This window comes from uncultured Clostridium sp. (genome assembly GCF_963515715.1).
Lineage (GTDB): Bacteria > Bacillota > Clostridia > Clostridiales > Clostridiaceae > Clostridium_AW.
On the sequence record NZ_CAUPZS010000048.1, the window covers coordinates 1 to 13551 of the forward strand.

At 31.2% G+C, this 13551-nt stretch carries 15 protein-coding genes; 13 read left to right on the top strand and 2 right to left on the bottom strand.

Translation table 11 applies throughout. The features are described from left to right. On the top strand, window positions 1-274 hold a 274-nt coding region (locus tag RYO54_RS19630), incomplete at its 5' end, for a fructose-bisphosphatase class III (RefSeq protein ID WP_315122382.1). 151 nt (window positions 275-425) lie between these two features. On the opposite strand, the gene RYO54_RS19635 is transcribed toward RYO54_RS19630, so the two are convergent. Beyond that, the gene (locus RYO54_RS19635; protein ID WP_315122383.1) at window positions 426-953 is read right to left on the bottom strand and encodes a 2'-5' RNA ligase family protein; all 528 of its coding nucleotides are present in this window, start codon (window positions 951-953) and stop codon (window positions 426-428) included. 30 nt (window positions 954-983) lie between these two features. Next, on the bottom strand, window positions 984-1385 hold the full coding sequence (locus tag RYO54_RS19640) for a DUF2500 domain-containing protein (protein WP_315122384.1): 402 nt from the start codon (window positions 1383-1385) through the stop codon (window positions 984-986). A gap of 883 nt (window positions 1386-2268) precedes the next feature. On the opposite strand from RYO54_RS19640, the gene RYO54_RS19645 reads away from it, so the two are divergent. The 12 genes from RYO54_RS19645 to RYO54_RS19700 form a co-directional block, all read left to right on the top strand. Beyond that, window positions 2269-3384 (top strand): MFS transporter, encoded by a 1116-nt coding sequence (locus tag RYO54_RS19645; RefSeq protein ID WP_315122394.1) that lies wholly within the window; start codon window positions 2269-2271, stop codon window positions 3382-3384. Beyond that, window positions 3381-4223, top strand: a complete 843-nt coding sequence (locus RYO54_RS19650; RefSeq protein ID WP_315122385.1) for a S1-like domain-containing RNA-binding protein — start codon at window positions 3381-3383, stop codon at window positions 4221-4223. The genes RYO54_RS19645 and RYO54_RS19650 overlap by 4 nt, the downstream gene beginning before the upstream one ends. A gap of 415 nt (window positions 4224-4638) precedes the next feature. Then, window positions 4639-5379, top strand: coding sequence for an IclR family transcriptional regulator (locus tag RYO54_RS19655; protein WP_315122386.1), 741 nt, complete (start codon window positions 4639-4641; stop codon window positions 5377-5379). A gap of 56 nt (window positions 5380-5435) precedes the next feature. Further along, window positions 5436-6647 carry a Zn-dependent hydrolase gene (locus RYO54_RS19660; protein WP_315122395.1) on the top strand — a complete coding sequence of 404 codons (1212 nt, stop codon included), beginning with the start codon at window positions 5436-5438 and terminating at the stop codon, window positions 6645-6647. A gap of 34 nt (window positions 6648-6681) precedes the next feature. Beyond that, window positions 6682-7956, top strand: a complete 1275-nt coding sequence (locus RYO54_RS19665) for a dihydroorotase (protein ID WP_315122387.1) — start codon at window positions 6682-6684, stop codon at window positions 7954-7956. 17 nt (window positions 7957-7973) lie between these two features. Further along, window positions 7974-8750 (top strand): dihydroorotate dehydrogenase electron transfer subunit, encoded by a 777-nt coding sequence (locus RYO54_RS19670; RefSeq protein WP_315122388.1) that lies wholly within the window; start codon window positions 7974-7976, stop codon window positions 8748-8750. Then, window positions 8743-9654 carry a dihydroorotate dehydrogenase gene (locus tag RYO54_RS19675; RefSeq protein WP_315122389.1) on the top strand — a complete coding sequence of 304 codons (912 nt, stop codon included), beginning with the start codon at window positions 8743-8745 and terminating at the stop codon, window positions 9652-9654. Before RYO54_RS19670 ends, RYO54_RS19675 begins: the two co-directional genes overlap by 8 nt. Window positions 9655-9669: 15 nt before the next feature. Beyond that, the gene (locus RYO54_RS19680; protein ID WP_315122390.1) at window positions 9670-10425 is read left to right on the top strand and encodes an ABC transporter ATP-binding protein; all 756 of its coding nucleotides are present in this window, start codon (window positions 9670-9672) and stop codon (window positions 10423-10425) included. Next, window positions 10422-11231 carry an ABC transporter permease gene (locus RYO54_RS19685; protein ID WP_315122391.1) on the top strand — a complete coding sequence of 270 codons (810 nt, stop codon included), beginning with the start codon at window positions 10422-10424 and terminating at the stop codon, window positions 11229-11231. Before RYO54_RS19680 ends, RYO54_RS19685 begins: the two co-directional genes overlap by 4 nt. Before the next feature lie 18 nt (window positions 11232-11249). Next, the gene (locus tag RYO54_RS19690; protein ID WP_399549808.1) at window positions 11250-12035 is read left to right on the top strand and encodes a nucleoside phosphorylase; all 786 of its coding nucleotides are present in this window, start codon (window positions 11250-11252) and stop codon (window positions 12033-12035) included. Between the two features lie 49 nt (window positions 12036-12084). Continuing rightward, window positions 12085-13128: an ABC transporter substrate-binding protein gene (locus tag RYO54_RS19695; RefSeq protein ID WP_315122393.1), complete on the top strand. Its 1044-nt coding sequence runs from the start codon at window positions 12085-12087 to the stop codon at window positions 13126-13128. 16 nt (window positions 13129-13144) lie between these two features. Continuing rightward, a partial coding sequence (locus RYO54_RS19700) for an ABC transporter permease (RefSeq protein ID WP_399549810.1) occupies window positions 13145-13551 on the top strand: 407 nt, incomplete at its 3' end.

Consider the following 13551-nt stretch of genomic DNA (forward strand, 5'->3'; position numbering starts at 1 on the left):
AGCATATCAGCCTGAAACAGGAATAGCGGGATACACATTGATATATAATTCCTATGGACTCTTATTATCTTCTCATGAGCCTTTTGAATCTACAAGAAAGGCCATAGAAGAAGAGCACGATATTTTAAGCTCCACAGTAATACTAGAGCATTCAGCTAAAAGAAAAAGAGTTGCAGATACAGATATAGGAAAAGAGCTTCAAAGTCAAATAAAGGATTTAGAAAAGCTTTTAATTGCTTATAGAAAAGGGCTTATTGAGGAGAAAGAAGTTTAGGAAAATCGCTTTGCGATTTTCTAGTGAAGAATTAAGAGTGAAAAGTGAAAAGTAAAGGATAGAATTCTCGACATGGGAATTCTTAATCTCATAATAGATGGAATTCCTAAAGGAATTTCATCTATTACTCTTCATTATTAATTTTTAACTTTTAATTAAAAAGATATTCCCTATAAACCTCCCATCTCTCCCCATTCCATTTAAGTATGGATATGTTATCAAAATGGGTTTGAAATTGTGGATTATATTTATTTACGTGTTCCCATATAGGGTGGAATTTATCACTTCTTAATTTGCTTACAATTGTGCAATGATATATTTTTTCTTTGCCTTCATGAGGTTTCCAATGAAGCCAAGGTATGTTTTTTAGCTCATCTATGAATTGGTCATGTATATCAATAGCTTCTTTAGAAGGTAAAACCTTCATGTAAATCACTGCATCTCTAAAGTGATCAAAACCAGATACCTCTAAAAGTTGTTTACTTTTATCCTTTGTAAAGCTATCTAATATATTTTCTATCTCCTTTATATTTTCTGTTTCAAAAGGAGCTTTAATGGTAAAATGAGCAGGTAATTTCTGAGGCCTTACTTTATAATTGAAACAAACTTCTTCCACTAGTTTTTCATGAAATTTAAGCACTTCTCCCTTTAAAAGACATACTATTACATATCTATCCATTATTGCATCCCTTTCATAGCGTAATTGATATTAGTATTCTTTATAATCATGGGAATTATCCTTTTTGTATTCTTGTTCACTGCTAAAGCTTTCAACAGGTTTTCTTTTAAAATCCTTAAACCATTCTCCTTGGTAAGTAAGCGCCCCTATATCTCCTTCAATAAGCTGTCCATACATTCTGCCGCTTAGTGATAATTCTAATCTTTCACCATGCTCTGTTTCAAAGGTAATATAGTAGGTTGTGGAAGTAGTATGATGAGCATGATTGTCATTATTATTATGAGTGTGATGTGAAACATTTAATCTTTTGCTAATTATCTTAGCTTCCACTGTAATAATGGGTGCTTTTGAATTTTTTGCGTAGTTTGAAATATTAGATATTATAGCAAATGCAAAAACTATAAAAAATAATATGAAAATTAAATCGAACATATAATCACTCCTTTAAATTAAGTTCTATCTCCATAAAATGCTTCCTATAACCAATATATTACGAATAGAACAAGTATGATATAGAAAATAAGATTTTTAATGGTACTTAATATATTCTATTCATGGAAAGTGAAATCCTTTCATACTTTGGAAAGTGATTATTTTTAACAAGGATTATTGATTGTTTTTACATTTATAAGTTTTTACAAAGATAATTTAGTTTCACAAATAGAGAGCTAAGTACATAGTGAAGCCGCTCCAGAAAAAGTCGATATTTCACTATGTACTTAGCTCCTGATATTTTACAAATATCTTTTGGAAATTTTATCATGATAAACATCTTATCAGTTATTGATTTATTTAACTATAATAAACACTTACTTATTGTCTAAAACTTAAAAATACTATGTAATGTAGCCTATGCATTTGAGCAAAATCTAGAAATTCTTAATTTATTTTAGAAAAATATCGTTAAGATGCTGCACATGTTTGACCGAAGGGAGTTTGCTAGCATTAGGGAGTTTTATAAAATAAATTTTAGAAGTTCTTATTGTAGCGAACTAGCATAAGAAGCATTATATAGTATTTTTTTGTTGAAATCATAAATAGTTCTTAATCATTCATAATTGTTAACTCTTTACCCCGCAAGTTTGCTTCGTAATTTTCCTATATTAAGTAGTATTTAGTTTATATTTTATGATATACTTTATTTATATATTTACATATTTATTATCCAATAAAGAATGGAGATGGTGTCGTGCTAGTGGATTGATATACCTTATCTATATTTTTTTAGGCCTTATGAAAAAGGTCTTTTTGTAGTTGGAAAATGTTTTAGATGAGGTGTATTAAATTGAATAGCAAGACAAAGAATTTATATATAATGTATGCCATTTCTTATTTACAAGGATTGGTGTTTTATGGGTCTATAGCCACTATTTTTAGGCAGAGCAGAGGGCTTAGTTTATCTCAAATATTTATTTTGGAATCAATTTTTACAATTTCTATGATATTTCTAGAAATTCCATGGGGATATTTTGGAGATAAATTTGGATATAAGAAAACTTTAACTCTATCCTATTTTTTGTTTTTTATATCAAAGATAGTTTTCTATAAAAGTAATAGTTTTCTTTATTTCTTAGTAGCAGCTTTAATAGGGGCTTTAAGCATTACCGGTATATCTGGATGTGATTCTGCTCTTATTTATTTATCTGCTGACAAAGAAGAGTCAGATAAAGCATTTAGCTTATATGCTTCTTTTTCGGCTGCAGGTTTTTTTACGGCTTCATTTTTATCTACTTTTATGATAAAAATTAGCCTGGATTTGCCAGTGTATGCTACTATATTTCCTTATGGAGTGACCTTTCTTTTGGTTTTCTTTTTAAAAGATGTTAAACCTGCTAATAAAGAGTTGAGGATCGGTGGAAGTTTAAAGACTGTTTTAAAAAATAAAGAAATTTTAATTTTTATAGTAGGCATAGCTTTGATTTCTGAGACTACTCATTCTATATGTGTGTTTTTAAATGGACCTAAGTATTTAGAAATAGGATTGCCATTAAAATATTTTGGTTTACTAACTGCTTTTATGCAAATAATATGTATAGGATCTGCTAGGGCTTATAAAATAAAAGATAAATTTGGATATACTGCATTGTTTAAGGGGTTAATTGTTTTAATAATTATCTGTAGTTTTTTATTAGCATATGTAAATAAAGTATTTACAACAATATTATTTATAGCTTTGATTGAAGGGGCCTTTGCGATAATTCAGCCCTTGAATATGGATATTCAAAATAAATCCATAGAGGGAGAAGATCGAGCTACCATTTTATCTATGTATGCAATGATTGGAAATGTAATAGCTTCTTTTGTGAATATAACTATTGGAAAAGCTAGCGATATTTCCTTAGGTTTTAGTTTTATATTTTGTGGAATATTAAGTTTAACAGCTTTGATATTAATAATTAGGTGGAGTAAAAATTGGAGGGAACAATATTGATACAAGTAGGAGATTATAATAAACTTAAAGTAAATAGAAAAACGAAAATAGGATATTATCTAGATGCGGGTACAGGAGATCTTAATGACGATATATTATTGCCTTTTAAAGAGTGTCTAGAAAAAGAGTTTGAGGCTGATGATGAGATAATTGTATTTATATATAGGGATTCAAAGGATAGGCTAGTAGCTACTTTAAGAGAGCCTTTAGCTAAGGTGGGAGATGTAGCTTATCTTAAAGTAAAGGAAAACACACAAATAGGAACATTTTTAGATATGGGAATAGATAGGGATTTATTTGTTCCTTTAAAAGAGCATAAATATAGATTGAATGAAGAAAAAAGCTATCTATTCTATGTTTATGAAGATAAAACTGGAAGATTGGCTGCTACTGTAGATGTAGAAGAGCATTTAGAAATAGCTGAAGGTTATAAAATAGGTGATGAAGTAATAGGTACTATATGTGGGCTGTATAGAAGTGAAAATTTATTAATAGCCATAGAAGATAAATATAAAGGCATAATGTTAAAAAATGAATACTTCATATCTGTTAACAATGGGGATAAGATAAAGCTAAAAGTAAAGAGAATTTATGAGGATGGTACCTTAGGAGTTACTACAAGAGTTACAGGAAAAGAGGAAAGAACTCAACTTCAAGAAGAAATTTTAAAATATTTAGAAGCAAATGGTGGATTTATGCCTTTTAATGATAATTCCACACCAGAAGATATTAAAGAAACATTTAAAGCTAGTAAAAATTATTTTAAAAGAGCTTTAGGTGGCCTTATGAAAAAAGGATTGATAACTCAAGATGAAAATGGAACAAAATTAATTAAATAAAATGGTTTGAGATTATTCATAGAAATGATAAAAATGATAAAGATGATAAAGATTTAAGAAAGAGGATGTGTCCTGATTTTACAGGCTGCATCCTCTATTTATGTGTCATCAAGTGATTCTTAGCTTCAGATGGAGTTTGCTTAAAAGGAATACTTACTCCAACTGAAGCTTAGAAGAACTTATCCAGGGACGTAAAATCCGTTATCTCCCACTTGCAGAAGATGGGAGTATTACGGATGGTAGTCATCGGATAAATATTGTTTTTAAAATAACAATGTAGCACATAGGAAAAATAAGAAATAAATTACTGTATCATATATACTAAAAATTATTTCCATAAGATTTGATATATGATATAATGAAATAAAATTCCATTGCGAAGAAATGATTTCCGTGTAGCGGAAAGGGGGATTGCATGCAGTTAGTTGATAGAATATTTAATGTATTAGAATTGCTTAGTAGCAATAATGAAGGATTTATGATAACAGAAATAAGTAAATCTTTGAATTTGCCAGTAAGCACTACTCATAGATTATTATCATCTTTAAAAGATAACAACTATGTTGTACAAGATCAATCTACCTCTAAATATAGGCTAGGATTAAAAGTAGTTACATTAGCGAGTAATTATCTAAATGATAATAATATAAAGCAAGTGGCTAAACCATTTATGGAAGATTTAGCTTATAAATATGGAGAGGTTGTTTTTTTAACAGTTTTCGAAAATGAAAGAGCTATATGCATTGATACCGCCGTTAGCAATACTAGAATTAATTTCTATGTGAAAATTGGAAGTGAAATGCCTTTGAATGCTGCAATAGGAGCGCAGGTAATATTAGCTTATGGCGATGAGAGAGAAGTAGATAGAATTTTAGATAAGTATTCTAGTAGAAAATATACACAAAAAACACTGCTAGAGTCTAAAGATATCAAAATAAAATTAAATAGAATAAAAGAAAAAGGTTATGGCATTTGTGATGAAGAGTTAGAACTTGGAGTTTGGGCTGGGGCAGCGCCTATAATGGATATTTCCGGTAAAGCCGTTGCCAGCATCACTATGTTAACCATAAAAAACTCAAATAATGACTATGAAAGTAAAATTAAAAGTTTAATAGAAGTTGCGGATAAAATATCCAATGCATTAGGGGGAAAATAATTTGTATTTCATGATAAATGAGGTGGAGATAGTTGATTGATACTCTTGAAAATTTCTTGAACAATATGGATAAAATAAATTCCATAGGATTTAAAGAAGGACAAGGTGTAACTAGATTGGCCTTATCTAGAGAAGACATGAAAGCTAGGGATTGTTTAATTAAAATATTTAAAGATATAGGATTGATAGTTAAGATAGATAGCGTGGGAAATATTAGAGCAATAAAAGAAGGTAAAGATAAAAATTTATCCAGTGTAATGGTTGGCTCTCATATAGATACTGTGCCAAATGGAGGAAAGTTTGACGGGTTATTAGGTGTAGTGGCAGGCATCGAAGTGCTGAATAGAATTATTAAAAAAAACACACCTCACTCTAGGTCTATAGAAGTAGTTGTTTTTTCTATTGAAGAATCTAGTAGATTTAATCTTTCAACAGTAGGAAGTAAAGCTATGATTGGAAAAATAGACATTGAAGATTTAAAACTTCATATGGATGCAGATGGAATATCTATATATAAAGCATTGCTAGATAGGGGTTATAATCCAAATGATTTAAAAAAGCATATTATAAGCCAACAAAAGATTAAAGCTTTTTTAGAACTACACATTGAACAAGGGCCAGTACTTGAAAATGAAAATATACCCATTGGCATAGTTGAAGCTATTGCAGCTCCAATAAGGCTCAAAATAGAACTAGAAGGTGAGGAAGCTCACTCAGGAGGTTGTCCTATGGGTATGAGAAAGGACGCTCTCGTGGCAGCATCGGAAATTATATTGGGTGTAGAAGAAGTAGGTAATAAAGAAGCTGTTCATAAAACTGTCACTACTACGGGGAATTGTCGTACATTTCCAGGAGCTATTAATGTAGTACCAGGAAAGGTAGAGTTATTTATAGATATAAGAGGTATTGATGGAGAGAGTATGCGTCGTGCTCTTAAAGGTATAAATAACTGCATATATAATGTGAGTAAAAAGAGAAATATAAAAAGTCATGTTAAGGTTTTGAGTAGAGAAGAACCGGTAAAGTGTGATAAAAATATGATTGAATTAATTAAGAAAATTTGTAACAAACTTCAAATAAGACATAAGATTATGCCAAGTGGCGCTGGGCACGATACCATGAATATGTCAAAGTTAGTGCCTTCTGCATTAATATTTATCCCATGCAAGGGAGGAATAAGCCACAATATGAAAGAGGATGTTTATTTAGAAGATATTAAAACAGGAATTGATATTCTTTACGAGACTGTGCTAGAACTTGCAAAGTAATTTGAATTAAAGAAATAGGAATGAAGGAGTAAATATGAAAACGTTGATAAAGCACGGGTGGTTGGTAGATCCATCTCAAAATTTATTTGGAGTATATGATATTTTAATAGAAGAGGATAAAATAGTTGAAATTCATGAAAATATCGTTGATGAAGAGGCCACAATAATTGAAGCTTCAGGATATTATGTTTGTCCAGGACTAGTGGATATGCATGTACATTTAAGGGATCCAGGATATGAATACAAAGAAACCGTAGAAACTGGTGCTTTGGCAGCTGTTGCAGGAGGATTTACTAGTATAGTATGTATGCCAAATACAAATCCCGTTATAGACAATAAGGAAGTAATAGAATATGTAAAGAATAAAGGGGAAAATTCAAAATGTAATGTTTATGCTATGGGAAGCATTACAAAAAATTTAGATGGACAAGAAAAAAGCCAATATAAAGATTTGGCTAAATCTGGAATAGTTGGCATAACAGATGATGGAAAAACTGTAATGAACACAAGAATAATGTATGAAGCTATGATGGATGCTAAAGCTTTAGGAATACTGGTGAGTGTACATTGCGAGGATAATACTTTGGCTTTTGATAGAAGCATTAATAAAGGAAAAATATCTAAAAAATTAAATTTAACAGGAGTGCCAGCCTTAGCAGAAGAAATTATTATTTGGAGAGATATTGTGCTTGCAGACATCACAGAATCCCATGTGCACATTCAACATATATCAACAGAAAAAGGCTTAGATTTAATTAGAGATGCTAAGAAAAATGGAACAATGATAAGTTGTGAGGTTACCCCTCATCACATTACCCTTACGGAAGAAGACGTGGAAAAGCTTGGGACAAATGCAAAAATGAGTCCGCCATTGCGAAGAAAAGAGGATGTAGAAGCTTTAATTCAAGGACTTTTCGAAGGGACTATTGACGTTATAGCAACAGATCATGCACCTCATAGTAGAGAAGAAAAAGATAAGGATTTTACTAAGGCTGCAAACGGAATAGTTGGTCTAGAAACATCTTTAGGAATTGCATTAACTGAATTGGTTCATAAAAGAAACATGCCTCTTTCAATGCTAATAGATAAAATGAGCTGTAAGCCATCACAACTATTAAAAATACCTGCAGGTACTTTAAAGATAGGAAGTTTTGCAGATATTGTGATAATTGACTTAGAAAAAGAATGGACAGTAGACAGGGAAAATTTTTATTCAAAATCAAAGAACTCACCTTTTCAAGGAAGAAAATTAAAAGGCAAAGCAATAGCTACAATTGTTAAAGGGCAAATTCAATATAGTGAGATGTAGGAGTTGAAGAGATTTACATGAAGATAAACAAAGCAATAGTCGTATCAAATTCTTGTATCAATAATAAATACTATCATTTAATAATTAAATGTAAATCATTAGCCGAAGAAGTAAAAGAAGGGCAAATAGTTCATATACGATGCGGTACAAATGAAGATCCGTTTTTAAGAAGACCTTTTAGCGTTTATCGATTTGATAAGGAAAATGAAGAATTAGAAATTGTATACATTGTAAAAGGAAAAGGTACAGAAATTATGACTCATTTCAAAAGTGGAGACAAAATTGATATATTTGGACCAACAGGGAATGGGTACAAACTAAATGAAGAAGGAAAATTCATAGTTGTTATAGGTAGAGGAGTGGGAACCGCATCCGTAATTTCAATTGCAGAAAGGGCCATTAAAGAAAATATAAAAGTAATTGCCATACTCAGTGGAAAGGATAAGGACTCCATTTTAGGTGAGAACTTTTTAAATAGCTTAGGATGTGTGGTATACGCTTTAAATGATGAAGATGGAAGCAGTTCTTTAGATAATGTAAGATGCATTTTAGAAAAGCATATAAATGAAGAGAAAATTGATCAGATATTTACTTGTGGATCAAATAGAATAGGAAAACTTGTAAAAGATATTAACAATAATCATAAAATACCTGGTTTCATATCTTTAGAAGAAAAGATGGCTTGTGGTATTGGAGTATGCTTAGCTTGTGTATGTAAAACAGTTGATGGATATAAAACTGTTTGTAAACATGGACCTGTATTTCCCATAGAGGAGGTGTGTTTTAATGATTAAACCAAATCTTCAAGTTCAGTTAGGCAAAGTAACCCTTAAAAATCCTGTAATGCCAGCTTCCGGAACCTTTGGAATGGGAAGTTGTGACCTTATAGATGTAAAAAAAATTGGAGCCTTGGTTCCTAAAAGTGTTACATTGAATCCTAGGGACGGGAATAAAACCCCTAGGGTGGCAGAAACTACTGGAGGGATATTAAACTCTATAGGAATACAGAGTGAAGGATTAGAGTATTTTATCAAAAATGATTTGAAATACTATGAAAAATGTGGTACACCAATTATTATAAGTATTTCAGCTTATAGTGTGGATGAATTCTTAGAAATGGTAGAAATATTAAACGAAAAGAAATCCATCGGTATGATTGAGCTAAATATATCGTGTCCTAATTTAAAAGAAGGTGGAAAAGCCTTTGGAATGAGTGAAGAATCTACTTATGAAATAGTAAAGAAGGTAAAAAATACAACTGATAAGGTGATTATACCTAAATTAACTCCTAATGTTGCGGATATAGCAAGTATCGCTTTGGCAGCAGAAGAAGGAGGGGCAGATTGTGTATGTCTTACCAATACTCATTTAGGTATGGCCATAGATATTAAAAATAGAAAACCAAAACTAGGAAACATAATTGGAGGTCTATCAGGTCCAGCTATAAAGCCAATTTCACTGAGAATGGTATGGCAAGTTGCTCAAAAGGTTCATATACCAATAATCGGTGTAGGAGGAATTTCCAATTGGGAAGATGCTATAGAGTATATTTTAGCTGGTGCTACAGCTATACAAGTTGGAACATATAATTTTATAAATCCAAATTGTATGATTGATATAGTTGAGGGTATAGAGAAATATATGATAGAAAATAATTATTCTAGTATTAAAGAATTAATTGGAAGTGTCGAAATATAGTAGGAGGTGGACATTTTGCAAAAGAAGAACTGTCTTACAATAAGAAATCTTGAAAAAACTTATAAAAGTATGCTTGGAAAAGAAACCATAGCTCTAAAGGATATAAATCTGGACATAAAAGATGGAGAATTTATATCTATAATTGGCCCTTCTGGTTGTGGAAAATCAACCTTATTAAAGATCATTAGTAATCTTGAAACTTATACTGGTGGTACCATCGAATTTAGTGAAAGTCTAAAGGGAGATGATCACATAGGTTTTGTATTCCAGGATTCAGTATTATTACCATGGAAAACAGTATTAGAAAATGCTATGTTTCCATTGAAAATTAAAAATATGATAAATGATGAAAATCTTAAATATCTTGATGAATTATTAGAAGTAGCTGGACTGACTGATTTTAAAAATTCACTTCCAAGAGAATTGTCAGGAGGAATGAGACAAAGAGTTTCTATTGTAAGATCCTTATCTTATGATCCTCAATTATTGCTTATGGATGAACCTTTTGGTGCATTGGATGCTATGACTAGAGATACATTAAATCTTCAACTTTTGAAAATATGGGAAAAAACTAAGAAAACTATTTTATTTGTAACCCACAGTATTGATGAAGCAGTATTTCTATCAGATAAAGTAATTGTAATGTCAGCAAGACCAGGTGAGATAAAAGAAATAATTGATATAGATATAGATAGACCAAGAACACCAGAAATAAGAACTACAGAAAAATTCAATGAATATTCCAAGTATCTCAGGGAGGTGCTAGGGTGATTAATAACAATTCAGATAAAGGAAGAAATATATTTAAATCAAAAATGTTTAGGTTTATATTTGAATATGCTTTATCCATAGGTGTCTTCATACTTATATGGAAGGTGTATGTAGATGTAAGTGGAGTGCCTGAGTATATGATGCCTCAGCCAAAGGCAGTATTCCATAGACTAGGCCAGATGATTGCTACAGGAGAAATTTGGCAACACTTTTGGGTAACTACTGGAGAAATATTTTTAGGATACATTTTAGGAACTCTATTAGGAATATTTTTCGGTTACTTACTAGAAAAGTCGAAGTATTTAAAGGATGCGTTGATGCCTTATTTGATTTTTGCACAAACTGCTCCTAAAATTGCTCTAGTTCCTTTATTTGTAATGTGGTTTGGATTAGGTTTAACTTCAAAATTAGTATTGATTGTATCTATGGTATTTTTCCCAGTAATGGAGGGAACTATGCTTGGCATAAATTCTATTTCTAAGGATGTAAGAGACCTAATGAAGATATTAAATGCATCAAAATTTCAAGTTTTAAAGGAAGTAGAATTACCATCTTCTCTTCCAATGATTTTTTCTGGATTAAAAGTAGGTATGGTGCAAGCGGTAATTGGAGCTATAGTAGCGGAATGGATATCAGGAAAAGTGGGACTTGGATATGTATTGATCTATGCCTCATCAACCTTTGATACTGTATTACTTATTGCGGGAATAATATTTACTATTATCGTAGGAATAATATTTTACGAATTGATTAATTTAATGGAAAAGAAATTTTTATATTGGCATGAATCTCAACAAGTACGATAATTTGAAAGGGTGATTAATTTGTATACAGTTGCAGATAATCCGCTTTATGATAATAAAGTACCTCATTTACGTTGTGAAAAAGAGGATATATGTGATGTAGTATTATTGCCTGGAGATCCAGGTAGAGTGGAGTTCTTTAGTGAATTACTTGATGATTTTCAAATTGTATCTTCCAACAGAGAGTATAAAGTAGCTAAAGGTACCTATAAAGGATACCCAGTAAATATATGCTCCACAGGAATTGGAGCAGCTTCAACAGAGATTGCTGTTACAGAACTTATTCAACTTGGAGCAAAAGCTTTAATAAGAATAGGTGGTACTGGGGCAATAAAAGAGGGAGTAGAATGTGGAGATTTTATTATTAACACAGCATCTGTAAGATTAGGTGGATCTTCAATGTTTTACGCCATGCCAGAGTACCCAGCAGTAGCAGATTTTGATTTAGTAATGTGTTTAAAAGAAGCCTGTAAAGAAAAAAATTTAAAACATCATTTAGGAATTGGAGCTTCAGTTGGTTCCTTTTATAGAGGACAAGGTAGGAATCCATTAGCCATGGAAAAAGATAAGAATTATAAGGATTTATATGAAGAGTTCATCCGTCTAAATGTATTGAACATGGAAATGGAAGCTGAAACAATATTTACCTTAAGTTCTATATATGGAGTTATGGCTGGCAGTATTTGTACTGTTCATTGCAATAGGTTAACAAATAAATGGCTTCTTGAATATGAAGAACCTCAAAAAACTCTATGTAAGACTGCCTTGGAAGCTGTAACTAAAGTATATGAAAACTGCTTAAAATAAAATATTAAATATATAATGTTTATTTTACTAAAGGAGGAAAAAAATAATTATGAAAACTGGTTTATTTAAGAACAAAAGATGGTTAAAAGTTTTAGCTACTACGCTAACGTTAACTTTAGGAGCAGGATTATTTGCAGGATGTGGAAGTGATAAAAAACAATCTACTCCTGGAAAAAATGAAGAGCTAAAAAAGGTATCCATACAAATTGATGGAGCTGCGGTACCTTATTATGCACCTCTTTATTTAGCTAAAGAAAAGGGTTATTTTGCAGAACAAGGTATTGATGTAGAATTTTACTATGCAGCAGCTGCTGAAATAGTAAAAAATGTTGCAGCTGGAAACGTTGAATTTGGATTTCCAAATGCAGATTCAGTTATAACAGCTAAAACTCAAGATATTCCGGTAAAAGTAGTTCACACTACTTATCAAAATGGTTTAGGTTCAGCAATATTTAAAACAGCATCAGGAATCAAAACTCCAGCGGATTTCAAAGGCAAGAAAATTGCAGTAACTTCCCTTGGAAGCCCAAATTACATTCAATTACAAATAATGTTAAAGAGTGCAGGATTATCTTTAGATGATGTTAAAGTTGAAGTTATAGGAACTGGCGCTATTGTAAATGCTTTAGTTACTGATCAAGTTGATGCTATAGTATTCTCAATGTTAAGAACTATAGAATTAAAGAATCAGGGTGTAGATGTAAGTGAAATTCCTTCAGACGATTTCTTACCATCCCACGGTAATGTTCTTATAGCTAGCGAAAAGTTAACAAAGGAAAACCCAGAATTAGTAGAAGGTTTCAAAACTGCATTAAATAAAGGAATTCAGTATATAATAGATGGAAATGCTGAAGAAGCAGTTAAACTTTCAGTTGAAAAATACGCTCCAAGCTTCAAAGGAAAAGAAGATGTAACAACTAAGATTCTTAATGAAGTATTCGTTCCATACTTATGGCAGAGTGAAAACACAAAGAAAAATGGTTTAGGAGCTGCTGATATGGAAAAATGGAACAAATCAATTCAAGTATTAAATGAATATAAAGTTATAGACAAAACATTTGACGCAAGCGAATTAATATATGAAGCTAAGTAATAAGGAAGTGATATAGTTGTTAAGTAGCAAACAAAGAAAGATAATTCTTCCCATTATAATGTTTCCGATTTTTATACTTATATGGAAACTATATATTTGGCTATTTAACATACCACCTTATCTATTACCACAACCAGAAGAGCTTGTAAAAAGCATGTTTAACTATTTGGTAAATGGAGATATGATGTCTCATATAAACACTACTTTAAAAGAAGTTTTTGTTGGTGTAGCAATTGGTATAGTAATAGGTCTTGTACTAGGATATATAGTTGCAAAATCTAAGTTTATTGAAAGATTTATTATGCCATTTGTATTAATAATACAGACTGCACCAAAGATTTCATTGGCTCCATTATTCATATTGTGGTTTGGATTAGGACTTCAATCAAAAATTGCGTTAGTGGTGCTAGTTGTTTCATTTCC

Bases quoted from the DNA above. Each gene is read 5' to 3' on its own strand.
- RYO54_RS19635 (WP_315122383.1), bottom strand. From the start codon at position 953: ATGGATAGATATGTAATAGTATGTCTTTTAAAGGGAGAAGTGCTTAAA.
- RYO54_RS19640 (WP_315122384.1), bottom strand. From the start codon at position 1,385: ATGTTCGATTTAATTTTCATATTATTTTTTATAGTTTTTGCATTTGCT.
- RYO54_RS19645 (WP_315122394.1), top strand. From the start codon at position 2,269: ATGTATGCCATTTCTTATTTACAAGGATTGGTGTTTTATGGGTCTATA.
- RYO54_RS19655 (WP_315122386.1), top strand. From the start codon at position 4,639: ATGCAGTTAGTTGATAGAATATTTAATGTATTAGAATTGCTTAGTAGC.
- RYO54_RS19665 (WP_315122387.1), top strand. From the start codon at position 6,682: ATGAAAACGTTGATAAAGCACGGGTGGTTGGTAGATCCATCTCAAAAT.
- RYO54_RS19670 (WP_315122388.1), top strand. From the start codon at position 7,974: ATGAAGATAAACAAAGCAATAGTCGTATCAAATTCTTGTATCAATAAT.
- RYO54_RS19675 (WP_315122389.1), top strand. From the start codon at position 8,743: ATGATTAAACCAAATCTTCAAGTTCAGTTAGGCAAAGTAACCCTTAAA.
- RYO54_RS19695 (WP_315122393.1), top strand. From the start codon at position 12,085: ATGAAAACTGGTTTATTTAAGAACAAAAGATGGTTAAAAGTTTTAGCT.